This is a genomic window from Halomonas sp. IOP_6 (assembly GCF_021151565.1).
GTDB classification, from domain to species: domain Bacteria; phylum Pseudomonadota; class Gammaproteobacteria; order Pseudomonadales; family Halomonadaceae; genus Vreelandella; species Vreelandella alkaliphila.
Window position 1 is genome coordinate 38,645 of the sequence record NZ_JAIRBO010000006.1, and the last position, 23,034, is coordinate 61,678.

Sequence of the window (23,034 nt, forward strand, 5' to 3'; positions counted from 1 at the left end):
TACTAAAAATAAGGTATGCGGATGCGTAATAACCAGCCAGTCACTCAGCGTGAAGTTGAACTTCAGAGTGATGATTTCCTCGTTTCGCGCACGGATCTTAAAGGGCGTATTACCTATGTAAACCCAGCGTTTATCCAGATAAGTGGTTTCCAGCAAGAAGAGCTGATAGGTGCGCCCCATAACTTGATACGGCACCCGGATATGCCGCCAGCGGCGTTTGAAAACCTGTGGCAGACCGTGAAAAGCGGTGAAACATGGCGAGGGCTGGTTAAAAACCGTTGTAAGAATGGCGACCACTACTGGGTTAGTGCCAGCGTAACGCCGATTATTGAAGACGACCACGTCGTTGGCTATGCCTCTGTCAGGGTGCAGGCAACCCGAGAGGCGATTGCCCAAGCGGAACAGGCCTACGCTGAAATACGTGAAGGCCGTAACAAACAGCTCTATTTAGACAAGGGGCGGTTGCGTAAGAAAGGCCTAACTCAACGCTTAAAACGGATACGACTAGATACTCTGCGCGCTAAATTGATTGGCATGATTGTCGTCGCTGGCGCGCTGCTGCTGGTGAGTGGTGGCCTTGGGCTGTATGGCCTTAACGTCGCAGGAGAGCGGCTAGCGACGCTTAATAATGATGGCCTGCAAGACGTTATTCGCTTACAGCAAATAGACCAGACCATCGCGCAAACGCGCCAGGCCATGATTGAACCAGAGCGTATGGAGCTGATTCAGCAGCGCTTTGAGATGGGGGACATGATTGCCAATAGCGCGGCGACGATTGAGTCCGCTTGGCAGCAATACTACTCCCGTGATGTCAACACGACAGCGCTTGCCACTTCCTTCAACGCTCAGCTGCAAACCTTTTTAGACAATGGCATGTTCCAGGCGGAAACCGTCTTGCAAGCAGAAGACACGTATCAAGTGTTCACCGGTTTGGACGCGGTCATCAGTGTAATGAATAACGAAGGGCGCGAACTCTCGTCGATGGTGAACCAGCTCATCGCCGAAAAACAGGCTGACGCCGAGGTGATGGCTGCCGATGCTGAGCAAGGTCAAGCCAGCATGCTAAGCGCTCAAGCCGCTGTGCTAGGTGTTGGCGTACTGGCGCTTATCCTGCTTGGGGTGATGACGTTACGTTCCATTGTTCGGCCGCTAAAAAGCGCGTCTCGCTTTACCTTGCAAATCGCGGGTGGAAACCTAGCGGCTAAAGTGCCTCCCCATCAGCGTGATGAAGTTGGGATGCTGATGGAATCGCTGAACACTATGCGGAAAAGTTTGAGCAGCATTATTAGCGATGTAAAAGGCGGTATTAATGTGGTTACACCTGCTGCTCGGGATATTGCCAGCGGTAATGAGGCTTTATCGTCTCGTACCGAGCAACAGGCAGCATCGCTACAGCAAACCGCATCCAGCATGGAAGAAATGACCACGACCGTGCGTCAAAACAGCGATAACGCTCAAGAAGCGCGTCGTCTTGCCGATAACAATGCTAAGCAAGTGACCCAAACCGGAGAGCTCATGTCGCAGTTGGTCGAGAATATGCAGCGAATTACCCAAAGCTCGCAAAAAATGACTGACATTATCAATGTGATTGACTCGATTGCTTTCCAAACCAATATCTTGGCGCTCAACGCATCGGTAGAAGCTGCCAGGGCCGGGGAGCATGGTCGTGGGTTTGCGGTGGTTGCTGAAGAAGTGCGTAAGCTGGCAGGAAGAAGCGCAAGCGCCTCTCAAGAGATTCGTGTGCTGATTGATGGTTCTAATCAAGAAGTCAATGTGGGGGCTGGGCTGGTCAAAAAAGCCGAAGTAGCGATTAGTGAGGTTGCCGATGCGGCGCGCAATGTTACCCAGATCATGCATGATATTTCGTCAGCGTCAGCAGAACAGAGTCATGGTATCGCGGAGGTGAATCAAGCCGTTGCCGAAATGGATCAAGCGACACAGCAGAATGCCGTTCGTGTCCAGGAAACAGCACGTGCCGCTGTGGCATTAGAGCAGCAAGCGGGCTTATTAGCCCTGTCTGTTGAGGCGTTTCGTTTGAACCATCAGAACTCGCCAACAACAGCGCTTAGTACAGCCCCTACTGCCTATCGATCGCGAGCTCAGCTCCCAGATAGCCCAACTAAACCGCCTTCGTCGCCAACCACACGGCAGCTGGCCGCAGTAGAGGAGTGGGAAGAATTTTGATCGACCAACGCGAGCGGGGAGTTGATGTCGGCCAGTGGGCATCGGGAGGGCAGATCGAACGTGATCTTGTGCTAACCGATGCCGACTTTGCGCGTATACGGGAATTGATTTACCAGCGCGCCGGAATAGTGCTGGCTGAGCATAAGCGTGAAATGGTCTACAGCCGCTTAGCCAAGCGATTGCGTCACCATGGTATTACACGTTTTACCGACTATCTGTCTCGGTTGGAGCGTCAGCCAGACGCTAAAGAGTGGGAGGCGTTTACCAATGCCTTAACCACCAATCTCACCGCTTTTTTTCGTGAGGCGCATCACTTTCCGCTATTAGCTGAGCACATTAAGAAACAGCAAAGTCCCGTGACTATCTGGTGCTCAGCGGCGTCCACAGGGGAAGAGCCCTACTCGATTGCAATGACGCTGTTAGAAACACTGGGGCCAAAAGCTACCCAGGCCAAAGTCATTGCCACTGATATTGACACCGACGCACTAAGCAAAGCGCGTGCCGGTATTTACCCGCTTGAACAGGTGCGTAAGTTAGAGGAAGGGCGGGTTAAGCGGTTTTTCCAGAAAGGCACCGGTAGTCATGCAGGTTTGGCACGCGTAAGGCCAGAAGTATCATCGTTGGTGGAGTTTTTGCCGCTTAATTTGCTGGCGCCCCAGTGGTCGGTAAAAGGCCCTTTCGATGCCGTTTTTTGTCGCAATATCATGATTTATTTCGATAAAGATACCCAGGCTAAGATTCTAAAACGGTTTGCTCCGCTAATGAAGCCAGACGCGTTACTGTTTGCGGGACACTCGGAAAATTTTTCGTATATCAGCGATGCATTCAAGCTGCGTGGGCAAACGGTTTATACCCTCGCAAAAAAATAAATCGGTTACGTGCGTTAACTCCTTTGGGCAATCGCCTTAGCGGAGTGGGTTGGCACACAGGTGGCTACCGTCATAAAGGAGGCGTGCTTTGAGCGCAGCCAAAATCAAAGTGTTGTGCGTTGATGACTCGGCGCTGATTCGTGATTTGTTAACGGAAATAATCAACTCTCAGCCGGATATGGAAGTCGTCGCCGTCGCGCCAGACCCCATTGCTGCGAGGGATCTGATCAAACAACACAATCCTGATGTGCTGACACTGGACGTAGAAATGCCGCGGATGGATGGTCTTGATTTTCTTGAACGGTTAATGCGGCTTCGCCCTATGCCGGTACTCATGGTGTCATCACTGACCCAGAGCGGCTCAGAGATTACTCTGCGTGCGTTAGAGTTAGGCGCATTGGATTTTGTGGCCAAGCCCAGCTTGGGTATTCGCAGCGGCATGATGGAGTATGCAGCTGAAATTACCGATAAGCTTCGCGCCGCGGCCCGCTCGCGTCCTCGCCAAGCTCGCCATAAAAATGCGCCGCCACCGACACAGCTAAAAGCACCCATGGTGTCGAGTGAAAAGCTGATTATCATTGGTGCTTCTACCGGCGGCACAGAAGCGATCCGGTCAGTGCTCGAACCACTGCCGGCGAATTCGCCAGCTATCTTGATTACCCAGCACATGCCCGGTGGTTTTACCCGCTCATTCGCCGAGCGGCTAGATCGGCTATGCCGAATTAGCGTAAAAGAAGCCACCGATGGCGAGCGTGTCTTGCCAGGCCATGCCTACATTGCCCCAGGCGACCAGCACCTAGAGCTTGTCCGCAGTGGTGCTAACTATGTCGTGCGCTTAAATGATGGCCCGCCGGTGAATCGTCATCGTCCCTCTGTTGATGTGCTGTTTCACTCTGCTTCCAAGCATGCGGGTAAAAACGCCATTGGGGTGATTTTGACCGGCATGGGCAAGGATGGCGCTGTAGGTCTTCTTGAAATGCGTGAAGCTGGGGCAGCCACCATTGCGCAAAATGAAGAAAGCTGTGTGGTGTTTGGTATGCCAAGAGAAGCCATCGCCGTCGGGGGAGCCGTAGAAGTGGTTGCTTTAGATGATATTCCATCGCGGTTGATGGCCTTAATTGCCGCTTCAGGGCGTGCTCAGCGGGTATAACACCCCATTGCGCATAAATAAAAAAAGGGGACAAAAATGACACGCTCACTGCGTCATATCAGTATTCACTCTGCCGTTATTGCCGCGTTGGCTAGCTTTGTCATGCTGATAGTGGTGTTAGCTGGTATCAGTTTTATGGCAGATCGTAATGCTCAGGCCAACCTGTCAACCTATAGCCTCATCAGTAATAGTCAGCTCAACGAGATTAATCGCGCTGACTCATTGCTCAACCAGGCAATGCTGGCCATGGAAACGGCATCCAACTTTTTAATGGTCGGTCAAACACGCCAATCCAATGCCCAGGTCGACATTGCTCTGGATCGAATTGCGCGTGCCGAAGAGCGTTTTGAACGCTTCGCTGCGACGACAAGCGACGCATTGGGCGAGGCATTGATAGATGACTTTCGCGCAGTACTGGCCTTGGTCAAACAGCAGCATGCGACGTTCGAAACCATGGACATCAATGCTTTTAATCGACTTCGGGGCGAGCTGGTTGAGCCTTTGAACAATTTAGCCAATAGCGCGACGGCTTTCGTGCAGTATGGTTTTCAGCGGGTAGATAGCATTCGTGGCGACGCTGAAGCGCAAGGCGATATGTTTATGTTAGTCAATGCGCTTGCCGTGGCAATTGCGCTATTGGTGACTGCGTTCATCTATATAGCATTACGCCGTACGGTCATCGCGCCGTTGAATGATGCCGTAAGACGGTTGGACAAAATATCTCAGGCTGACCTAACGGAACCCGTTCCCGCATCAGGCAAAAATGAAGTGGGGCGTCTTTTTTCAGCGATGGGCACGATGCAGCAAAACCTGACGGCGATCGTGACACGTGTTCGAGAAGGCAGTAGTGAAATCCATCACGGCACTCGAGAGATAGCGAGTGGCAATGCGGATCTGTCATCACGCACTGAGCAGCAGGCTGCTTCGATCGAAGAAACGGCCGCCAGCATGGAACAAATGACGGCAACGGTTAAGCAAAATGCCGACAATGCGCGTCAGGCAAGCACGCTGGCCGCAGATGCCTCTACCACTGCCGAGCAAGGTGGCCAAGTAGTTGAGCAGGTAGTGCAGACCATGCACGGTATTTCTACCAGTTCCCAAAAAGTGGCAGATATCACCAGTGTGATCGACTCTATCGCCTTTCAAACCAATATTTTGGCACTCAATGCCTCGGTAGAGGCGGCCCGCGCTGGCGAGCAAGGGCGTGGTTTTGCCGTTGTGGCAGGCGAGGTTCGCAACTTAGCCAGCCGCAGTGCCGATGCGGCAAAAGAGATCAAAACACTGATAGATGCCTCTGTTGCACAAATCAAGCAAGGCTCTACGCTGGTAGAACAAGCGGGCACCACTATGTCCGACGTGGTGACGGCTGTCCGTCGGGTGACCGATATTATGGATGAGATTTCTGCAGCGTCTCAGGAACAGAGCGATGGCATTGAGCAGGTAAGCCAAGCGGTAGGGCAGATGGATGAAGTGACCCAGCAGAATGCAGCACTGGTTCAGGAAGCCTCCGCGGCGGCTATGTCGCTTGAAGAGCAAGCAAATAAGTTAGAAGAGGCGGTGGCTGTCTTTGCTTTGTTAACCAGCCAAGCGGGAGTGCAGCGTCAAGCACTGCCAGCGAGTAACCAAGTAAACGTGCCTGCTGCCAGGCCGGCAGCCACTGCGCCCCGCACTCGTCGAACCCCAGAGCCTAGCCATCACGACGAGTGGGAAGCGTTCTAGGTTTTAATAGCCGTTTTAAGAACGGTTTTAAGGACGGTTTTAAGAACTGCTTTAAGGACTGTTTTTAAGCATCGTTATTTTAGAAATAATTTGATTGAGAGGATGACCAATGGCCGATAAGAACATGAGTTTCCTGGTAGTGGACGACTTTCCCACCATGCGTCGGATCGTTCGCAGCTTGTTGAAAGAGCTAGGTTTTACCAATGTTGATGAAGCAGAAGATGGTCAGGACGCGCTGAATAAGCTGCGTGCGGGTAACTTCGAATTCGTCGTATCTGATTGGAATATGCCAAACCTGGACGGCTTAGAAATGCTTAAAGAGATCCGCCAGGATGAAGCACTGAAAGGGCTACCCGTATTGATGGTGACCGCGGAAGCCAAAAAAGAGAACATCATCGCGGCCGCTCAAGCGGGCGCTAACGGCTACGTCGTCAAGCCGTTTACAGCAGCCACACTCGAAGAAAAGCTAAACAAAATCTTCGATAAGATGGGTAAATGAAGCGGCTGCGCCTGAGTGCTCGGTTAACGAGGAGACAACACGATGAGTCAGCATGAGCAGGATAGCGCTACCCAGCTATCTGAGGAAGCCGCTGAAGACCTGATCTTTCGCATCGGCAAACTTACCCGCATGTTACGCGACAACATGCGAGAGCTGGGTCTGGATAAAGAGATCGAGAAAGCAGCGGAAGCAATTCCTGACGCGCGTGATCGGTTGCATTACGTCGCTACCATGACTGAGCAGGCAGCTGAACGTGCATTAAACGCTATTGATCGCGCTCAGCCATTGCAAGACCAACTCTCTGACCGTGCTGAAGCGCTCGATAAGCGTTGGGCAGAGTGGTTTGAAGCGCCCCAAGAGTTGGATGATGCCAAAGCCTTGGTAAAAGAAACACGCACCTATCTAAGTGATGTGCCAACCATCGCTGCAGCGACAAATAAAGAGCTGCTCGATATTATGATGGCTCAGGATTTTCAAGATCTTACCGGCCAAGTCATCAAAAAGATGATGGATGTCATCCGAGAAATTGAGCATCAGTTGGTGCAAGTGCTGATCGATAACGTGCCGGGTGCTCACGTACGTGAATCGATGCAGCGTAAGGCAGAAGACCAATGGAAAAATGACAACGCACGTCGTAATGAAGAGCTGTTGAATGGTCCTCAGGTGAAGGACAATGCGCCTGACATCGTTACTGGTCAGGATCAGGTCGACGACTTATTGGACGAATTAGGCTTTTAATGCGTTGTTATTAAGACATTGTGAAAGGCAGTATCTGGCACTATAGGCATTTGTTCAGCCGTCCCTCGGGGCGGCTGAATTTATGATAAGCCACGCAATATACCGCCGGATGGCCGCATGGCAGATAACGACAGCGATCAGGAAAAGACGGAAGAGGCCACACCCCGACGCTTAGACAAAGCCCGGGAAGAAGGCCAAGTACCCCGGTCTCGAGAACTGGCGACCTTTTTGCTGCTATTAGGCGGTGTGATCGGGCTGTGGAGCATGGGGCAAATGCTCTATGACCAGTTGGGCATGGTGATGGAGCAGGCCTTCTTATTCGAGCGCCGTCATGCCATGGAAAGTACCCCGATGCTGGTCAATGCGCTGGATCTGGGGCAGCGCACACTATTTGCAATGCTGCCGCTGTTCTTACTGTTGACGGTGATCGCCCTGGTCGCACCCGCATTACTAGGGGGATGGCTAGTCTCAGCAAAATCAATGCAGCCCAAACTGTCAAAGCTAAACCCAATAAAAGGGTTGCAGCGTATTTTTTCGTCGCAGGCATTGATTGAATTAACCAAAGCGATTGCCAAATCAATCCTGGTCGGTGGCATTGCAGCGGCGTTTCTGTACGCCAACCTTGGTAAGTTTATGGGGCTAATGAATCAGCCCATTCAACAAGCATTGGCAAGCGCATTGAATATGTCAGCGCTAGCCGCTGGTCTGATCGTTTTATCGCTAGTGGTGGTTATCTTAATTGATGTGCCTTTTCAGCTTTGGAGTAATGCGAAAAAGCTGCGTATGAGCAAGGAAGAGGTTAAGCGAGAGCATAAAGAGTCGGAAGGCGACCCCCACGTCAAGGGGCGTATTCGCCAGCAGCAGCAAGCAATGGCCAGAGGGCGGATGATGAGTAAAGTGCCTGACGCCGACGTCATTATCACCAACCCAACCCACTATGCGGTGGCCCTGGCGTACAAGGAAGGTAGCATGGGCGCCCCGCGGCTAGTAGCCAAAGGGGCCGATGCAGTGGCCGCACGTATCCGCGAAATAGGCCTGGAAGCCGGTGTGCCGCGATTGGAGGCCGCTCCCTTGGCGCGCGCCCTGTATCATCACGTGGATTTAGACGCTGAAGTGCCTGCGGAACTGTATACCGCAGTGGCTGAAGTGATGGCCTGGGCTTACCGCTTGAAGCAGGTCGCACAACAAGGAGGCGAGGTGCCCCCAACCCCAGACAATTTATCGGTCCCTCCCGAAATGGAACGTTCCAATCGAGATGCCGGTGGCAGTGAGGCGCAATCATGAAAGGCTTAACCCAATTGATCAATCAGCGCGATTGGATGGGCGATGTGCGCATGAAGCTGCTCGCAGGGCCGCTGCTGATTTTGATGATCTTGGGCATGATGATTCTGCCCTTGCCGCCCTTCGCGCTCGATTTGCTGTTCACGTTCAATATCGCACTGGCCATCATGGTGCTGCTGGTCAGCATGTTTGCAGAAAAGCCACTCGATTTTGCCGCTTTCCCCGCGGTGCTGTTGTTTACCACGCTATTACGGCTATCGCTTAATGTGGCCTCGACCCGTGTTGTACTGATGGAAGGCCACCAAGGCGGGGATGCGGCCGGTAAAGTCATCGAAGCGTTTGGTACCTTCCTGGTCGGCGGTAATTTTGCCGTTGGTCTGGTGGTCTTTTTGATCCTGGTGATCATCAACTTCATGGTTATTACCAAGGGGGCTGGGCGTATTGCCGAAGTGGGCGCTCGCTTTATGCTAGATGCCATGCCTGGCAAACAGATGGCGATTGATGCGGACCTGAACGCAGGCCTGATTGGTGAAGAGGACGCTAAAAAGCGGCGTGCTGAAGTTGCCCAGGAAGCAGATTTTTATGGCTCTATGGATGGTGCGAGCAAGTTTGTGCGTGGTGATGCCATGGCTGGCTTGGTCATCATGGTGGTCAATATCATCGGTGGGTTATTGATCGGTATGATGCAGCACGATATGGGTTTTGCTGATGCCGCCCGTACGTATACCTTGCTAACTATTGGCGATGGTCTGGTGGCCCAGATCCCTGCGCTGGTGATTTCAACCGCCGCCGGTGTCACTGTATCGCGCGTCAACACTGACCAGGATGTTGGTCAGCAAATGATCAGCCAGCTATTTATTAACCCTCAGGTCATGATCCTCTCTGCGATGGTGATGGGGCTGCTGGGCATGGTGCCTGGGATGCCAAACCTGGTATTTCTGATTTTTACAGCACTACTGGCGGGCTTGGCGTGGTATTTGATTCGCCAAAAAGAGCAGGCGTTGGTAAAAGAGGAAATCTCAGCAGCGCCACTGCCCCAGCAAGAGTCACCGGAAGCCAGTTGGGAAGATGTGCAACTGGTTGATACGCTGGGGCTTGAGGTGGGGCATCGGCTTATTCCCCTAGTGGACTCCCGACAGAAAGGGGAGCTGCTGGCTAGGATCAAAAGTGTGCGCAAGAAGTTTGCCCAAGAGGTGGGGTTCTTACCGCCCGTGGTGCATATACGCGATAACCTGGAACTGCCGCCGAATACCTACGTACTCTCTATGAAGGGGGCTGAAATTGGCCGTGCGGATGCACAGCCGGGCAAATGGCTGGCAATCGACCCAGGTCAGGTATCAGGCGAATTGCAGGGAACGCCCACCCAAGACCCTGCCTTTGGTTTGCCCGCCATCTGGATCGATGCCAATCAGCGTGAACATGCCCAGGTGTACGGCTATACCGTGGTGGATGCCAGTACGGTCATTGCTACTCACTTAAACCACCTGCTGCATCGCCACTCGCCAGAAATGCTGGGGCGGCAAGAAGTGCAAAAGCTGCTCGATAAGCTGGGCGAGGATCAAAAGTCGCTAGTCGAAGAGGTGGTGCCGAAAGCCATTTCACTCACCGTACTGCAGCGTATTTTGCAGAATCTGCTCGATGAAGATGTCTCGATACGCGATATGCGCACGGTGCTGGATACTCTGGCAGAACATGCTGGGCAGCAAAAAGATGCTAATGAACTGACCGCACTGGTGCGCATTGCCTTGGGTCGAGCGATTACCCAGCAGTGGTTTGCCGGCCAGGAAACGCTCAACGTGATGGGACTCGATGCCCAGTTAGAGCAAGTGCTTATGCAGGCCATGAATGGTAACGGTGCGATGGAGCCGGGGCTTGCTGATACGCTAATGACACAGGCACAAGAGGCCCTGGAGCGTCATGAAGGTAGCGGTGAAGCACCGGTGCTGGTCGTACAACATTCGCTGCGTGCTGTTCTATCACGTTTCTTACGTCGGCGCGTGCGTCATTTGGTGGTGATGTCTCAAGCAGAAATACCGGATGACCGTACGTTACGAGTCACTACGGTAGTCGGAGGGCGAGGATGAGACTGACGCAGGACATCCGTTCCAAGCGATCAAGAAGAGGCGCAGGTAAAGCATGAGCGTGAGACGATTTGTTGGAGCAAACAGCCGCGATGTGATGCGCCAAGTGCGCGAAACATTAGGTGATGACGCTTTAATTGTCGCCAATCGCCGTACCGAGGGTGGGGTTGAAATATTGGCGATGGCGGATGAAGCGGTCGATCATTTTGAACCTTCCTCTACGTCGCCACCTCCACCTACTCCAGCTCCCCAAGTCGCCTTTTCAGCGCAAGATTCAGATCCGCTGCAGGCAATGAGTGAACGCTTGCTGCGCGAGATGCAAGAGATGCGGGAACTGCTTTCCCAGCGGCAGCCAACTGCCGATGCGCCCGTCTCTGCCACCACTGACGACCCTCTCTCCCGTTTGCGCCAGCACCTGCTTAGCGTTGGTTTCAGCGAGGAGCTAAGCAACGAGGTGCTGGCGGCGCTGCCGACGTCATTGGCTCAGCCGGATGCCGATAGCGCGCTTGCGATGGAGTGGCTTCGTGGGCAGCTAATGGCGCGGTTACCCGTACTGAAAGAAGAAACCGGCTTTTTCGATCAAGCAGGAATTGTCGCGCTGGTGGGGCCAACAGGGGTGGGGAAAACCACCACCACTGCGAAACTAGCAGCACGTTTCGTGATGCGCCACGGTACGCGCCCTGTGGCCCTTGTCACCACTGATAGCTTTCGTATTGGTGCCCACGAACAGCTACGAATTTATGCCCGCCTGCTTGATACCCCCATGTATGCCCTAGACGCCGAGCAACCGATTGATGAGCTGGTCGGACGATTGCAGGGTAAACAGTGGGTGATTATCGACACCGTCGGTATGAGTCAGCGTGACCAGCGTGTGATTGAGCAAATTGCCCATTTGCAGGGTGGGCAAGCGTCCGTCCGCTTAGTGCTGCTGTTGAATGCAGCTAGCCAGCCTGAAACATTGGAAGAGGTCGTGTTGCGCTATCGCCAAGCCGCACGGGCGGCTGGCGCTGAGTTAGATGATTGCATTATTACCAAGCAGGACGAAGCTGGCCGGTTAGCCCCCGTGCTAGATATTGTCATACGCCATGGCTTGCGGGTGTTATTTGGTTCGTACGGGCAACGTGTTCCAGAAGATATGGCGGTTGCGGACCCTGCTGCGCTGATCGATCAAGCGCTTAATACCCCATTGGGAAGAGTGCGTGAAGGGCGATCTTCGATCTCCGCTTCGCAGCCTCACTCGGTGAGTCTGCCGCGCTGGTCGCGAGACGTGCTGGGGCAAGGGCGCCGCCTCAGCTCTGTGCTGACGCGGCTGCGTGAAAGGATTATTGGGTTTTCAGCGTTAGAGTCGGTATGGGATATCGCCTCCTTACCGGGCGTGGTGCAAGACAAACGCTTGGATGCACTACTGGCTAGCGAGCCCTGCGCGGATAAGGGGCTGGGCATGGCATGGTCTCCCCGCCGTAATGAGCGAGGCTGTGACTGGTCGATGCCCGATCTTGGGCTAGACGCCGATGGCGGTTGGCTAGCGCTAACCAGCCTACAGCACCGTCAGCCCGCAGGCTGGCAATCACGGCTGCTGCGCCAGGGCGAAACGCTGGGGGCCGCCGTACATCTGCTCCCCGTATTTCCCGACCCCGCCACGTTAGCGTGGCTAGAAGCCCAACACTTGACCTGGATCACGCTAGTAGCTGCCACTCAGCGGGTATGCTGTCAGGGCGAGCGTTATGTCCTGCGCCAGCTGTTCACAGATAGCCCGCTCACACATCACACTGATCTGCGTTTTCGTGGGCAAACAGTGCAGCTGTGGCATACCCATATCGCTGTAGAGGACGCCGCTGGTACACCGCTGTTGGCATGGGTTGGTGAAGTTCGCGATCCAGAAAATGGCAAACGCATCGCGCGCCGCTACTGGTTAACGCCTGCCCGATTAGGTGCAGATGTGCGTTCGCTTCTGGTTATCCAGCTGCAAAGCGAAGGGGTGTCTAGCCTAACCAAACGCGCTTGGCAGCAGTTGAAAGATGCGGATGATGGCGAAGTAAGCACGGAGGTTCGCTTATTGATGGCCAGCGGTATCGCCGCAGCAGCGGGACACTTAGATATCGCCAATGATGACGCTGCGATAGCACTGCGTTCCGATTTGTTAAGGTTATTGGGCACCACGCGTAAGCGGCGCGACACGGCGATGCTAGATGCGCTTGTTCACGTGTTTATGGCCCGTGACGCCATTCGTCAACTCAGCAGCGTTAGCCGTGAGGGGCTGGTATGAGTGCCCAGGATCAGGCAGCGGGCCTGCGCAAGTGGGCAGATTTACAGCGCCAGCAGCGCCAAGCAGAGTCAGTTGAGAGTGACCCCACGGGAGACGAACCTGCGGCTGAGTCACTGACCGCTATGACCGACTCTTTGACGGTGCCGCCAACTGCTGCCCAAACGCAAACCACTGCACCGCCCTCGGTGCCGCAAAAGCCGCTTATCGTGATCGGTATGCCTAACGGTGGCGATCAGCAGGTGGCAAGAGTAAAAGGGCGCCTAGCCCAATGGTCTGTGCTGGGGCGACGTTGGGCTGGCGACCCGGATGATTGGGATATTCACATCGTCAATGCGGATGCCGCTAATCTTGGCCAACTGAAAGAGCGCTTTCCGCGTTGGGCGCTATGGATTAATAGCGATGCCGATGCTTTCGCACAGATGTATCGCTCGCTTCGGCAAGTGCAGGAGAACGGTGGCCCTAGGCAGCTGTTAGCACTGCACGAGCCAAACTTGCCGCGCAGAGGTCTGCTCGATAACCTGCGCGAAGCAGCCAGCTATTACTTGGATATAGAGCTTTTACTGCTGGCGCGATGACGCTAGCCTGACGCCATGTGGCCGTGCTTTAACAGTGGCTATCAAGCGGCTCTATAAGGAATAACAATGTCTATGCTCGCTGGTTTCAAGAAGCGTTATTACAACACGATAGTTACGCACATAGTTTTAACATAATGGGCTATTTTGAGATCGCTAGCTTCAAGGTTGATAACTTCAAAACCGTGTTGGTTTTGGTGTTGGTGATGGCGCTAAGCGCCATCACCATGAGTGTTTATGCCGCTACGGGCAGTTGGAGTAGTGAGGTGCCCAGCGTACTGGTAGCGATGAGTGACCGAGCTGTCAGCAGCCAGCCCATTCAACCACCGGCAGGGGCGCAGGTAGAGCATGCTGCGATAGAGCGTATTCACTGGCGTTTTCAAATGCCGGTTAATGCGCCGATTAATGCGTGGCTATGCCACCCTGAGCAGTGTGTTCCTTTGACTGCTATGCGAGGTTCAACCACTGCGTTAGCCGGTAAACAGGTCAGTGGGCCGCTGTACTTTCGTTTTGCGTTGACGCCGGGCCAGCGCCCGGTACGGGTGCAGGAACTGCAAGTGATTGTGAATTACCAGTGAACAGAGTTCAGCCGTGAGGCACGAGGATGTATACAGCACAAGGCAGGATTAAACAGAGCGAGCTGTTAACCCAGTACATGCCACTGGTAAGACGTCAGGCCTTAACGCTGCAGGTAAGACTACCCGCAAGTATTGAGTTGGATGATCTTATTCAAGCCGGCATGGTGGGCTTATTAGAGGCACTAGGGCGTTTTGATGCGACCCAGGGGGCAACGTTCGCCACGTTTGCAAGTCAGCGTATTCGCGGTGCCATGATGGATGAGCTGCGAACACGTGACTGGTTGCCGCGTAGTGTACGCCGCTCTGCCAGAGCTGTGGATGATGCGGTGCGTCGTCTTGAGCAGCAGTTAGGGCGCCCGCCGGAAGAGGGTGAAATCGCGCGTGACCTGGATATGCCGCTTAGTGAGTATCAGCAATTGCTCAACGATACGAACAGTGGCCAGTTGTTGCCCTTTGAAGAGCTGGTGGCCGAAGGGGCCGAGTCTGCGAAAGAGGAAGCCACTAACCTGCCCTTCGAACAGTTGTTAGATAAACAGCAGCGTCAGTCGTTAATTGATGCGATCGATGCCTTACCTGAACGTGAAAAACTACTGATGGCGTTGTATTACCAAGAAGAGCTGAACCTTAAAGAAGTCGGGGCGGTGCTGGGTGTGACTGAATCCCGTGTCTCCCAGCTTCACAGCCAAGCGATTAGCAGGCTTCGCGCTCGCTTATATGACACCACCTAACGCTACTATCAATCACGAATAACCGGCGAGGAGCCGTTGATGAACCCATCTACGCTGATCGGTATTTTTGCCAGCATGCTTTTGCTGGTAAGCGTGCTGTTTTTTACTGCAGAGTCGCCAGAAAGCTTTATCAACTTGCCGGGGCTAGCCATTGTGGTGACGGGCACCTTGGCGGCTACCTTTATTAGTTATCCGCTGAAAGAAGTGCTACGCGTGGTGCGCCTGGTGGGGTTGGTGTTTCGGCGTGAAAACACCTATGTGCGAGATGATATCAACGAACTGGTTTCCATGGCACGGCTGTGGTTCAAAGGCGATGTCAGGGCGGTTGAGAAGGAGCTAGAGCATACCCGTAACCCCTTTTTGCGCACCGGGATTCAACTGGTGATTGCTAACACGAAAGAGGACGAAATTTTCGATATGCTGCGCTGGCGAATCGCACGATTAAAGGCGCGGGAGCATGCTGAGGCGCAGATATTTCGTACCATGGCCACCTATGCACCCGCGTTTGGCATGATTGGCACCTTGGTGGGGCTGGTCAATATGCTGGAAGTGATGGATGCAGGTGACCTTGACGTTATTGGCCCGCGCATGGCGGTGGCTCTGCTGACAACGTTCTACGGTATTCTGCTCGCCAACCTGGTGTTCAAACCGATTGCCGTCAAGCTAGAGCGGCGCACGGAAGAGCGACTTATCACCATGAACATGGTGCTGGAGGGCATTTCGCTAATTACTAAACGGCGGCTGCCTTCTTTTATTGAAGAAACGCTCAACTCCTTTGTGGCTAATTATCATGACGAGATCCGTGATGCCTCTGTAAAACCGCGGCCAACAGTTAGTTCTGCGGCAAAAGGATAGCGCTATGCTAGATCGTGATTCACGGCACGCACTGGAATTGCCCACTGTGTCAGGGGAGGGCGATGAAGGTTGGCTAACGAGCTATTTAGACGTATTAACGCTGTTAATCACGCTGTTTGTCTTACTGCTTGCATTGACCCCGCCGGGGGGAGGGGAAGCCTTTGATCGCGATAGAATGCGTTCTACAAGTGCTATCACTTCGCTTCCGTTGGCCAGCTTAGCAACCGGTATTCACCCACGTCACAGCGGGCTAAAGCCGCGAATGACGGAGCTTAATATCCCAGGGGTTAGTGTCTCTCAAGGTGAAGAAGGTGTTACGCTGCGTATCGACGACAGCTTGCTTTTCCCTAGCGGTGACGCCGTACTAACGCCCCAGGGGCAAGATGTGTTAGAAAGCCTTCTGGCAGTGTTAGCATCCTTTGAGGGTCAAATTTCAGTAGAAGGGCATACGGATAATGTTCCCATTGCTACCTCTCGCTTCCCCTCAAATTGGGATCTCTCGGTAGGGCGCGCCATTGCGGTGGTCAGGCATCTTGAGCGTCAGGGAGTTGCTATTTCACGTATGCGGGCAGTCGGTTACGCCGATACCCAACCCATGGAAAGTAACGCAACACCGGAAGGTAGATCTGCCAACCGGCGCGTTGAACTGTTGCTAAGGCAGCAGACTGAGGGGTAAAGAGATTTCTTGAGGCCATCTCTGTGTTGAAGCATCACTCGCTACTACAGTCGTTCGGTGCATTACTGGTGCTCGATGCTGACTGCCGGCGCATACAGGCGTTTAGTAGCAACTTTGTTGAATTGCTGAGAATAAGCCTTCGTGAGGGGTGTCTCCCAACGCTCTCCAGCGTTCTAGGCAAGCGCTTAAGCCAGCGCGTACGCTACGAGCTACAAGGTCAGCAGCGTTTGCCGGGGCCGCTCACCTTTAAGTGTCCCGCTCGATCAAACCGTTTCCAGTTACATGCTTACCGTGCCGGTGCGCATGTGTTAGTTGAGATAGAGCCCCTTCATACCCTCGGTAAGCAGCGTCTACTTGGCACGGTGAACGAACGCCTGATGCGTTTAGCGGAAGCGACACATCAAGAAGAACTGCTTGATTATCTGGTGATAGCCGTTCAAGAATTAACCGGGCATGACCGGGTATCTGTATGCCATTTCGATAGTGATTGGCATGGGTTAATCGTGGCCGAGTCGTTAGCTAAGGGGCGCGTTCAGCCCGATACCGAGTTGCCGGTAGTTCGTTTACCTGCCTTGTTAGGGCAGCGCTTTCCCGCCAAGGACTTCCCTATCGCACTACGGCGCGCCTATGAGCGCCATCCGGTGCGGCTGATCCAGGATGTCGCAGCACCCTGTGAGCACTTACTGCCGACGAGTTTGGCGGTAGATGTAAGTGATTGCTTCTTGCGCGCTCCGGCCCCTGAGCGGCAACAGTACTTACAACGACTTGGCGTACGCGGTGCACTAAGCGTGGCGATGCAGGGAGATACCGGCCTTTGGGGGCTGCTATTCTGCCACTCGGCAGCGGCTTACCCTGTAGCGCCGCCCGTACGAGATGCGGTACGTACCTTGGTGCAAATGGCTACGCAGCGGCTGTTACTGCTGAGAGCTCGCCAAGAAGCGCGCTATTTGCAGCGTGTACAAGATAGCCTGGTGCTTTCAAGCAATAATCGCTTAAAGCCTCAGGGGCCTTATCAGCTGTTTACGGAGCATGCCGAGACATGGAAGTCGCTCTTTCGTGCCAATGGCGTTGCGTTATGGGTGAAAGGCAGTATCTATCAATCAGGCAATACGCCCAAGCCAGAAACGATCAGCCAGTTGGTCACACGAATTGAAAAAGCCCATATCCATAGTGGGCCATGGTGTACCCAAGAGACAGCCAAAGAGCCGCTAACGTCCTCTTTAGACATGTTAGAGCAGAGTGGTGTGCTCGCCGTGCCGCTGCCTACTAACCCTGTTCAGCGCGGCTGGCTGATGTTTTTTCGCCCTGAACAAGTGGAGACGCTCTACTGGGCGATGCAGCCCTCTTCTGCATCACTACCGCCTATGATGATGTCGCCTTCTGACGCGTGGTGCGAGGAGGTCACAGGAAAAAGCGAAGCCTGGCAACGGGTTGAGCGGCTAGCCGCGATTGATCTGGGGGAAGATTTGACGCTGGCCATTTCGGCTTATGAGATCAGCACGCTCAATATGCATCTGGAGCGCGAGCGTAAAGCGCTGGCAGAAGCGAATCAACGGTTAGAACAGTTGGCACATTTTGACCCACTTACCCAGGTGTGGAACCGCTACCGCATCGAGCAGGCTATTGATGCAGAGCTGGTAGCAGCAAAACGCTATGGGGCGGCTTTCGCGCTGTTGTTATTTGACGTCGACTATTTTAAACAGATCAATGACACCCTCGGCCATAGCGTGGGCGATGATGTGCTGATTTCGCTAGCACGCATGGTGGAAAGCTCACTGCGGGGCTGTGATCATTTGGGGCGCTGGGGAGGGGAAGAGTTTGTGGTATTGGCGACCCACTCCAGTATGGAGGCCGCAGAAGGGCTTGCTGAACGCTTGCGTGGTCTAGTGGCAACACTGCAGGTGAAGGGCTTGGGCCAAGCGATAACGGTCAGCATCGGTGTCGCAGTATGGCAGCCCGATGATAGCTGCAAAACCATTATCGCCCGGGCCGATGCTGCGATGTACCGAGCTAAACGTAATGGGCGTAACCGCGTTGAAATCGCCGAAAAAAGCGTGCAGTGATACGCAGCATCATTGGTCGTCGGCGCGGCCGCATAAGCGCTGTATTCTCGCTATGGCGTCATCAGCACCATCAAGACTAAAGGTCATATACCAAGGCTCACTATCTTGTTGATCGAAACCGATAAACAGCTGTTCTCCCTGGCTCATTTGCGCCATTAATGTTTGCAGGTCGCTCAGGTAGAAGTGCGCATAAAACCCATCATCGCCTCGCTCGGTAATAAACTCGGCCATGGTATCGATGATCGGTGTGTCATCCACTCGGATCCTGGTAGGCACTAAGTTAACCGCGCGACTTTCGCCTTGTTGCTCAGCCAACGTGACCCGCATTTCCAGCCACGGTAAGTCGCAAACACCCTGAGTCGCGTTCAAACTCAAGGTGGCATCCGAATAGCTATGGGTTTCCACAGCACGAAAGTGTTGCTCACTGCCTAATGTTAGCGCCATTGACTGCCAATGATTGTGTGATTGCGCGGCATCAATATTGAACGTTGCTGCCATGCTAGGCAGCGCAGTGCTGGAAAGTATGGCGCTGAAGGTCGCTAACGCAAAAGGCTTTAAAGTAGGCATAAGGGTGGCATCGCACAAGAAAAACATTAGCCTATCGTTTGTTGACGATAAGCAAAAGGTAACGCGCTGATTTTTCTATATGTAGTAGTCTTTAACAAGAAAAATGCCGCATATAGTGTAAAGTCAAGTCTATACTTCATAACCGCAGAACGTATAATCGCACCGTTTTGAGCGCTAATTTCACCCCGTTGTGAAGGAGTTTCGCGACATGAGCACCGCAGCAAAGGCTATGAAGACTTCGAATGACGTCCCACTACAGGTTCCCTCAAAAGATATCTGGGATGCTAAATATCGGTTAAAAGATCGCCATAGCCAACCTGTTGATCAGGATGTGGGTGCTACCTTTGAGCGTGTCGCACGAGCGTTAGCGGCGGTTGAAGGTGACAATGCTAACGAATGGCTGCCAAAATTCCGCTGGGCATTAGAAAACGGAGCCATTCCTGCCGGACGAATCCTTTCCAATGCGGGCGCTGAAGCCTACAAACCTGCGGTCAGCCTGATTAACTGCACGGTTTCGCGCACTATTCGCGACTCTATGCGCGATATTCTCGACTCCGTCGTTGATGCTGGCATGACGTTGAAGTCTGGCGCCGGTATTGGCTACGACTTTTCGACGCTGCGCCATAAGGGAGCGTTTGTGTTTGGCGCTGGTGCTGGCACCAACGGGCCGCTGGCGTTTATGGATATCTACGACAAGATGTGTTTCACCGTGGCATCCGCAGGTGGACGTCGAGGTGCTCAGATGGGCACCTTCGATGTTGGTCATCCTGATGTCCGTGAGTTTATTCAAGCTAAGAGAGAAGCCGGTCGTCTGCGCCAGTTCAACCTGAGCCTGTTGATTACCGACGAATTTATGGAAGCCGTGAAGCACAACGCCGACTGGCCGCTGGCGTTTCCATTGCACCCTGGTGAAAAAGACGATGTAAAAGCGGGCGATTTGATTTATCGCGACTGGCCCGTCATTGAAGAGGGCTATACGGTCGATGATGAAGGCCGCGTGGCTTGCCGTGTAGTTGAAGTCATTAAAGCGCGCGAGCTGTGGGACACCATTATGTCCTCGACCTATGACTACGCTGAACCTGGGTTTATTCTGATTGATCAAGTCAATCGCATGAACAACAACTGGTTCTGCGAAGATATCCGGGCGACCAACCCGTGTGGTGAGCAGCCGTTGCCACCAGAAGGTGCTTGTCTGCTGGGATCGGTCAACTTGACCAAGTTTGTGATTGAGCCGTTTAGCGACAAGCCACGCTTTGATTGGGAACGCTATCGCAAGGTGGTAGCGATCTTCACTCGCATGCTCGATAACGTAGTGGAAATTGCTGGCTTGCCACTGCCGCAGCAACAGCGTGAGATTGAAGCCAAGCGCCGCCACGGCATGGGCTTTTTGGGGCTTGGTTCAACGATGACCATGCTTAAAATTCCCTATGGCTCTCAAGCTTCGCTGGCCTTCACCGAAGAAGTTAGCCGCCACCTCGCGCTGGAAGGCTGGAAGCAAGCGCTAGAGCTGTCTAAAGAGAAAGGCATGGCGCCTGTGCTTGAGCAAGAGCATACGATTACACCGAAAATGATGCGTGAGCGCCCCCAACTCGCTGCCGATGGTTATGAAGTGGGTGATAAAGTACCAGGACGTATTCTACATGCCCGCTATAGCCAGTATATGGCGAAAGTGGCTGAGCTCGATCCTGAGTTGGTCACACAGTTGGCGGAACATGGTGCACGGTTCACCCACCATAGCTCTATTGCGCCCACTGGCACGATTTCGCTGTCGATGGGTAATAACGCCTCCAACGGCATTGAACCCTCATTCTCGCACCGTTATTTCCGCAATATCATTCAATCGGGTAAGAAAACCAAAGAGCAGGTTGAAGTTGTCTCGTTCGAGTTAGCCGCTTATCGTCACTTTATTGCCGCCGATGCGGTGGAAAGCGATTTACCCGACTACTTTATTACCGCAGACTCCGTGTCGCCTGAGCAGCATGTGGCCGTGCAGGCGGCCGCTCAGCAGTGGATCGACTCGGCAATCTCTAAAACAGTTAACGTGCCGACAGAGTTCCCGTTTGAGAAATTCCAGGATCTCTACCTACAGGCGTATGAGAGCCGCCTTAAAGGCTGCACTACATTCCGCTTCAACCCAGAAGCGTTTCAGGGCGTTCTGGTACGTGAAGATGATTTAAAAAACACCACCTACGTGTTTGAGCTGGAAAATGGCGAGACCTTAGAACTGGCCGGCGATGAAACGGTGGTCTACGACGGTGAAGAGCATAACGCCGCGAACCTGTTTGATGCCTTAAAAGAGGGCACCTACGGCAAATGGTGAGGGCGGGCTACGCCTCGCTACGAACATCGCCCGACACCCTTTGCTAAGTGGAGAACACCATGGCTGTAGAAATTACCTCAAAAATCGTTGGTTACCGTATCAAGCAGCAGGAGCAGGCAGCGCCTGCCCCTGAACTTCCGGAAGAAGACCCGCTGACGGTCAGGATTCCCTCGCGCCCAGAAGGAACGCTAGAAGCGGTATCCGAAAAGATCTCTTATGTGGGGGCGGAAGGTCGCAAAAAAGTCTATCTGCTGGTCTCTTTTATGCCCGTGGAAGGCGTGGTGGGTGGCCGACGTGTGGTCATTGAGCGCCCGGTTGAGTTCTTTTTCCCATCAGGACAGCTTTCCAGCGAGCACCAATGGATTACGGCGACGATGCGTAGCCTTTCCCTTGCTGCGCGCGGGGGATATGTCACCCAGGCAGTGGCTGACCTGCGTAAAGTGGCGTGGGATAAAGGGTTAGTGCGCTGTGGTATGAACCGTTGGAACAAGCCAATGTTCCACGATTCCGAAGTGGCGGCGATTGCCTGGTCGATCCAGCAGATTCTTTATCGGCGCGGGTTCTTGGACCAGGATGGTAACCAAGTACCGGTAGAAATGTTGGTAGAGCGTTATGCGCACCGCATGCAGCATGGCCATGCTTGGCAACCACCGGTCGACGAGCCAGAGACCAGCTCAGCGGTTAGCGCTGTGGAGCCGATTGGCGGTGCCGCTGAGCAAGAAAACGCCGTAAAAAAGCCTGAAGGCAGTGGCCCGGCAACCGTGGGTAACTGTCCTGAGTGTCGCGGTGAGCTTATTATGATGGATGGCTGCCCAACCTGCTATGCAGGCTGCGGCTGGTCTAAGTGCGGCTAAGCCAGACAAACCCACTAGAACGCTAACCAACAACGCCGCGTGGTCTAGAGAGCCACGCGGCGTTGCTTATTTTAAGGATAGAAAAGTTTAAAAACGAATAATCTGCCGTTGATTCAGGCGCTAGGGCTCAGGCGCTAACAAGTAGCGGCCTGACGTTATCGGTTAAATAACAGTCGTCGAATTCCCCCTCGGTAGCCAACGCCTTTAAATCGGGAATAGTGACGTTATGGCGGTCACGGAACACCAAGCCATCTTCACTCAATGCGCTAAAGGTTCGGCTCACATGAACCGGGCTCAAACCTAGAATGTCGGCTAACTGTTCTTGAGAAAGTGGCAAACGGAACTGTTCGCTGATGTCATGATTAGTCTGGCGTAAGCGTAGGTACATTTCATGGAGGAAGTGGGCCATTTTTTGCCTAGCACTACGCCGCGCTAAGTTGACCAGCCGTTCCGTTAGTAGCGCCTGATGGCGACTGCCAATGGCAAACATCACCGAGGTCAGCGTTAGTGACTGACGAAATAGCTCGAGCATGCGCTTATGGGGAAAATGGCAGACCACGCCGTCAGTAATCATGCGCACGTTTTCCAGCCGCCTGGAAAACGCAAACTCTCGCAAACCGATAATATCGCCAGGCAAAAATACTTCCAGAATTTGCCGATCGCCGTTTTCTAAATGTCGATAGGAGTAAGCCCAGCCACTGCGCAAGGTGCAAAACTCATTCGCGGGGGCGTCAATTTCCCACAGCAGTGACCCTGCTTTGATATCGGTAGGACTCTCTTCCAACTCGATTAATAGCGCTTTTTCTGCTTCAGTTAGTGAGCAGTAGTGACTGAAGTGGCTAATAATGCAGCTTTTATCCTGATCCACAGCTTCCTTCTCCTAAAAAGGTTAGCAACGATTAACAGGCCGCGTTGTTGATCAATATAAACGTTAATCAATATAAACAGGGCCGTCCTATGTTGCTTGGTCTTTTCTGCTCTCTTGTCGTCCTTGGGGAGGGGCAGGCATATCGCTGTCATTTTCCAGGGGGGAG

Annotated in this window: 19 protein-coding genes; 17 read left to right on the forward strand and 2 right to left on the reverse strand. The window is 53.4% G+C overall.

The window, feature by feature from the left end:
• Positions 1–21 precede the first annotated feature (21 nt).
• The 15 genes from K7H08_RS12200 to K7H08_RS12270 all read left to right on the forward strand — a co-directional run bounded on the left by K7H08_RS12200 (position 22) and on the right by K7H08_RS12270 (position 18,259).
• Positions 22–2,184: a methyl-accepting chemotaxis protein gene (locus K7H08_RS12200; RefSeq protein WP_231658112.1), complete on the forward strand. Its 2,163-nt coding sequence runs from the start codon at positions 22–24 to the stop codon at positions 2,182–2,184.
• Positions 2,181–3,053, forward strand: coding sequence for a CheR family methyltransferase (locus K7H08_RS12205; protein ID WP_038480220.1), 873 nt, complete (start codon positions 2,181–2,183; stop codon positions 3,051–3,053). Before K7H08_RS12200 ends, K7H08_RS12205 begins: the two co-directional genes overlap by 4 nt.
• Before the next feature lie 88 nt (positions 3,054–3,141).
• The gene (locus tag K7H08_RS12210) at positions 3,142–4,203 is read left to right on the forward strand and encodes a protein-glutamate methylesterase/protein-glutamine glutaminase (RefSeq protein ID WP_231658113.1); all 1,062 of its coding nucleotides are present in this window, start codon (positions 3,142–3,144) and stop codon (positions 4,201–4,203) included.
• A gap of 36 nt (positions 4,204–4,239) precedes the next feature.
• Positions 4,240–5,922 carry a methyl-accepting chemotaxis protein gene (locus K7H08_RS12215; protein WP_231658115.1) on the forward strand — a complete coding sequence of 561 codons (1,683 nt, stop codon included), beginning with the start codon at positions 4,240–4,242 and terminating at the stop codon, positions 5,920–5,922.
• A gap of 109 nt (positions 5,923–6,031) precedes the next feature.
• On the forward strand, positions 6,032–6,421 hold the full coding sequence (gene cheY / locus K7H08_RS12220) for a chemotaxis response regulator CheY (RefSeq protein ID WP_009097747.1): 390 nt from the start codon (positions 6,032–6,034) through the stop codon (positions 6,419–6,421).
• A 42-nt stretch (positions 6,422–6,463) separates the two neighbouring features.
• Positions 6,464–7,159: a protein phosphatase CheZ gene (gene cheZ / locus K7H08_RS12225; protein WP_038480231.1), complete on the forward strand. Its 696-nt coding sequence runs from the start codon at positions 6,464–6,466 to the stop codon at positions 7,157–7,159.
• Positions 7,160–7,276: 117 nt separating this feature from the next.
• Positions 7,277–8,443 (forward strand): flagellar biosynthesis protein FlhB, encoded by a 1,167-nt coding sequence (flhB, locus tag K7H08_RS12230; RefSeq protein WP_038480234.1) that lies wholly within the window; start codon positions 7,277–7,279, stop codon positions 8,441–8,443.
• Positions 8,440–10,524, forward strand: a complete 2,085-nt coding sequence (flhA, locus tag K7H08_RS12235) for a flagellar biosynthesis protein FlhA (RefSeq protein WP_038480238.1) — start codon at positions 8,440–8,442, stop codon at positions 10,522–10,524. Before flhB ends, flhA begins: the two co-directional genes overlap by 4 nt.
• Before the next feature lie 52 nt (positions 10,525–10,576).
• Positions 10,577–12,787 (forward strand): flagellar biosynthesis protein FlhF, encoded by a 2,211-nt coding sequence (gene flhF / locus K7H08_RS12240; protein WP_231658117.1) that lies wholly within the window; start codon positions 10,577–10,579, stop codon positions 12,785–12,787.
• Positions 12,784–13,362 (forward strand): hypothetical protein, encoded by a 579-nt coding sequence (locus K7H08_RS12245; RefSeq protein WP_231658119.1) that lies wholly within the window; start codon positions 12,784–12,786, stop codon positions 13,360–13,362. The genes flhF and K7H08_RS12245 overlap by 4 nt, the downstream gene beginning before the upstream one ends.
• A 134-nt stretch (positions 13,363–13,496) precedes the next feature.
• Positions 13,497–13,937: a flagellar protein FlhE gene (locus K7H08_RS12250; protein WP_231658121.1), complete on the forward strand. Its 441-nt coding sequence runs from the start codon at positions 13,497–13,499 to the stop codon at positions 13,935–13,937.
• A 26-nt stretch (positions 13,938–13,963) separates the two neighbouring features.
• Positions 13,964–14,665, forward strand: coding sequence for an RNA polymerase sigma factor FliA (locus K7H08_RS12255; protein WP_038480247.1), 702 nt, complete (start codon positions 13,964–13,966; stop codon positions 14,663–14,665).
• 39 nt (positions 14,666–14,704) lie between these two features.
• The gene (locus K7H08_RS12260) at positions 14,705–15,520 is read left to right on the forward strand and encodes a motility protein A (RefSeq protein WP_038480250.1); all 816 of its coding nucleotides are present in this window, start codon (positions 14,705–14,707) and stop codon (positions 15,518–15,520) included.
• A 4-nt stretch (positions 15,521–15,524) separates the two neighbouring features.
• Positions 15,525–16,196, forward strand: coding sequence for an OmpA/MotB family protein (locus K7H08_RS12265; protein ID WP_231658123.1), 672 nt, complete (start codon positions 15,525–15,527; stop codon positions 16,194–16,196).
• A gap of 23 nt (positions 16,197–16,219) precedes the next feature.
• Positions 16,220–18,259: a sensor domain-containing diguanylate cyclase gene (locus tag K7H08_RS12270; protein ID WP_231658124.1), complete on the forward strand. Its 2,040-nt coding sequence runs from the start codon at positions 16,220–16,222 to the stop codon at positions 18,257–18,259.
• Positions 18,260–18,268: 9 nt separating this feature from the next.
• On the opposite strand, the gene K7H08_RS12275 is transcribed toward K7H08_RS12270, so the two are convergent.
• Positions 18,269–18,826, reverse strand: a complete 558-nt coding sequence (locus tag K7H08_RS12275; RefSeq protein WP_038486463.1) for a hypothetical protein — start codon at positions 18,824–18,826, stop codon at positions 18,269–18,271.
• Positions 18,827–19,034: 208 nt separating this feature from the next.
• Here K7H08_RS12275 and K7H08_RS12280 point away from each other — a divergent pair, with 208 nt between their 5' ends.
• Together K7H08_RS12280 and K7H08_RS12285 are read left to right on the forward strand one after the other, a co-directional pair.
• Positions 19,035–21,146, forward strand: coding sequence for an adenosylcobalamin-dependent ribonucleoside-diphosphate reductase (locus K7H08_RS12280; protein ID WP_120385953.1), 2,112 nt, complete (start codon positions 19,035–19,037; stop codon positions 21,144–21,146).
• A 59-nt stretch (positions 21,147–21,205) separates the two neighbouring features.
• A complete protein-coding gene (locus K7H08_RS12285) occupies positions 21,206–22,000 on the forward strand; it encodes a ribonucleoside-diphosphate reductase (protein ID WP_095604349.1) in 795 nt (264 codons plus the stop codon).
• A 127-nt stretch (positions 22,001–22,127) separates the two neighbouring features.
• On the opposite strand, the gene K7H08_RS12290 is transcribed toward K7H08_RS12285, so the two are convergent.
• Positions 22,128–22,868 carry a Crp/Fnr family transcriptional regulator gene (locus K7H08_RS12290; protein WP_038480266.1) on the reverse strand — a complete coding sequence of 247 codons (741 nt, stop codon included), beginning with the start codon at positions 22,866–22,868 and terminating at the stop codon, positions 22,128–22,130.
• Positions 22,869–23,034: the final 166 nt, after the last annotated feature.

Excerpts from the sequence above, each read along its gene's own strand:
- K7H08_RS12200 (WP_231658112.1), top strand. The coding sequence starts at position 22 with ATGCGTAATAACCAGCCAGTCACTCAGCGTGAAGTTGAACTTCAGAGT.
- K7H08_RS12215 (WP_231658115.1), top strand. The coding sequence starts at position 4,240 with ATGACACGCTCACTGCGTCATATCAGTATTCACTCTGCCGTTATTGCC.
- cheY (WP_009097747.1), top strand. The coding sequence starts at position 6,032 with ATGGCCGATAAGAACATGAGTTTCCTGGTAGTGGACGACTTTCCCACC.
- cheZ (WP_038480231.1), top strand. The coding sequence starts at position 6,464 with ATGAGTCAGCATGAGCAGGATAGCGCTACCCAGCTATCTGAGGAAGCC.
- flhB (WP_038480234.1), top strand. The coding sequence starts at position 7,277 with ATGGCAGATAACGACAGCGATCAGGAAAAGACGGAAGAGGCCACACCC.
- flhA (WP_038480238.1), top strand. The coding sequence starts at position 8,440 with ATGAAAGGCTTAACCCAATTGATCAATCAGCGCGATTGGATGGGCGAT.
- flhF (WP_231658117.1), top strand. The coding sequence starts at position 10,577 with ATGAGCGTGAGACGATTTGTTGGAGCAAACAGCCGCGATGTGATGCGC.
- K7H08_RS12245 (WP_231658119.1), top strand. The coding sequence starts at position 12,784 with ATGAGTGCCCAGGATCAGGCAGCGGGCCTGCGCAAGTGGGCAGATTTA.
- K7H08_RS12250 (WP_231658121.1), top strand. The coding sequence starts at position 13,497 with ATGGGCTATTTTGAGATCGCTAGCTTCAAGGTTGATAACTTCAAAACC.
- K7H08_RS12255 (WP_038480247.1), top strand. The coding sequence starts at position 13,964 with ATGTATACAGCACAAGGCAGGATTAAACAGAGCGAGCTGTTAACCCAG.
- K7H08_RS12260 (WP_038480250.1), top strand. The coding sequence starts at position 14,705 with ATGAACCCATCTACGCTGATCGGTATTTTTGCCAGCATGCTTTTGCTG.
- K7H08_RS12265 (WP_231658123.1), top strand. The coding sequence starts at position 15,525 with ATGCTAGATCGTGATTCACGGCACGCACTGGAATTGCCCACTGTGTCA.
- K7H08_RS12275 (WP_038486463.1), bottom strand. The coding sequence starts at position 18,826 with ATGCCTACTTTAAAGCCTTTTGCGTTAGCGACCTTCAGCGCCATACTT.
- K7H08_RS12280 (WP_120385953.1), top strand. The coding sequence starts at position 19,035 with ATGAGCACCGCAGCAAAGGCTATGAAGACTTCGAATGACGTCCCACTA.
- K7H08_RS12285 (WP_095604349.1), top strand. The coding sequence starts at position 21,206 with ATGGCTGTAGAAATTACCTCAAAAATCGTTGGTTACCGTATCAAGCAG.